This window comes from Acinetobacter sp. 1294243, assembly GCF_000588015.1.
Taxonomy (GTDB): Bacteria; Pseudomonadota; Gammaproteobacteria; order Pseudomonadales; family Moraxellaceae; genus Acinetobacter; species Acinetobacter pittii.
In genome coordinates this window covers 1-1,840 of record NZ_JFXG01000049.1, presented here as the reverse complement: position 1 = coordinate 1,840, position 1,840 = coordinate 1, and the positions used below count along the sequence as shown (strand labels likewise).

3 protein-coding genes are annotated in these 1,840 nt (G+C 32.1%); all 3 read right to left on the bottom strand.

Annotated features, from left to right (window positions below):
* Positions 1–137: 137 nt before the first annotated feature.
* On the bottom strand, positions 138–617 hold the full coding sequence (locus J655_RS24120) for a hypothetical protein (RefSeq protein WP_032052673.1): 480 nt from the start codon (positions 615–617) through the stop codon (positions 138–140).
* Between the two features lie 80 nt (positions 618–697).
* Positions 698–1,225 carry a hypothetical protein gene (locus tag J655_RS24115; protein WP_032053445.1) on the bottom strand — a complete coding sequence of 176 codons (528 nt, stop codon included), beginning with the start codon at positions 1,223–1,225 and terminating at the stop codon, positions 698–700.
* Between the two features lie 285 nt (positions 1,226–1,510).
* The coding region (locus J655_RS24110) for an IS3 family transposase (RefSeq protein WP_032053443.1) at positions 1,511–1,840 on the bottom strand (330 nt) is incomplete at its 5' end.

The following is a 1,840-nucleotide window of genomic DNA, read 5'->3' as shown; positions in this document are numbered from 1 at the left end:
AAGCCGATAAAATGGACTTAATTGTTCATTTTATCGGTATATCACTAAATATAATCTGCCAACAAACTAGAAAATAAATTTTAAGAAGCTCTGTAATATAAAAAATATCTAATTTTGGCTCTATTAGTGATCCTATTTTAGTTATGAAAATTATTAGCAGATGAAAAATATCTCTTTAACTCCATTTTAAAATTTTCCCATAGTTCCTCAGTCTCTAATTCTGAATAGTCTTCTAATGCCATCTCTAGTTGACCCTCGTATGAGTAAATTAAGAAACGCAATTCTTCTTTTTCTAAGTAAAGATTTATGGAAAAAATATTTTGAAAAAAGGAATATATCTGGTCTTTATGATTCACGGTATTTATATGCTTAAAAATATAATTTTCCAAAACTTTTGTTGTTACTTTATCTATCAAAGTTTCACTAAATTCACTTCTTTCAGTTAGTCTGAAGTATTGTAAAACTTGCTCAGTATTTGATAAAAAACAGATGTCTAAAGCTAGCTCATTTGTTGGATCATCTTCTAGAGCATGCATGGCCCAGTCCTGAATTTCTTCAGGTGTGATTAATTTTAGATCTAGCTCCAATTTTAATTGAAATTTATAACTATTAGACATTTATATAACCTAAATTTATTACATGATATTTAGAGGAACTAAGAGCAGCATCTTTCAATATACTTTCATATTTAAGAAAACTATATAAAATTTTCACTCCATTTTTTGTCTAATTCTTTTAAATCATTATATGCTTTTTCAAATTCGCTCAACGGAAAACTTAGGTGAGGAGTAGAAGGCGAGGTTTCCCAGACTACGGATGTCACAACATCGTGAATATGGTTAAATGCGTAACCAAAACGAGTCCATACGACTTGATCTGCTGAAACAACTTGTTCCACCATAACCACATTGCACACTAGATCTAAATCATCAGGGCAAATTAAAATTGGAACTACAGTTGAAATTGCTACATTTTCATAAGCTTCTGGTTTAAGAAGTTTCCAAGCATTACTTAATGCTAGCTCACTATCATAATCATATAACCAACCTTGCGCTGGAACTAAAGTTTCTGCGAGATCAGTAATATGTGTATTTTGGTGCACCCATATATTTAATGGAATATTATCAATTGCGAGAATAGGGAAAGGTTTTAAATTGCCATTTGCGTCTTTAATGCATCCCGCCATCGGGTGTTCAAATAAAAGAGTAGCTGAGATAGTATTCATATTTATAAGTTAATGTGAGTTAAGAAAATATAATATATTCTATTCAATAGATTAATGAATCTAATCTAATGAAAAACAAAAAATTATTTATCCATTTTCTAGTCAATATCACATTGACACCTAAAACCCCTCCGATTATCCTTTGCCTGCTGGCCTACATCGCCAGTCGGTTTTAGCAGACCGAGAGCGTATAGCGCATCAAAAAAGCAATTTTTTGGTGGCGAACTCGTTCGTCCCCCATTCGTAGCGGTAGGATGATCTGACCCCATAAAGTTGGACAGTTAGTTAAGCAGTTTTTAAAAACTGGTTTCTATATTGTACAGGGGATAAACCTTGTAGCTTCACCTTGATTCTCTCATGATTATAATAATGAATGTACTCTCGTATAGTTTTCTCTAACTCATCAGTTGATTGAAATTTTTCACCATGAAAGCACTCCGATTTTAATATTCCAAAGAAGCTTTCTATTACAGCATTATCTAAGCAATTTCCTTTACGAGACATACTTTGAATTAAACCATGTTGCTTTAATTGCTGTTGATAATGAGCCATTTGATATTGCCATCCTTGATCTGAATGGAGAATTGGTTTCTCATGTCGCTTAAGTTTAGCTAA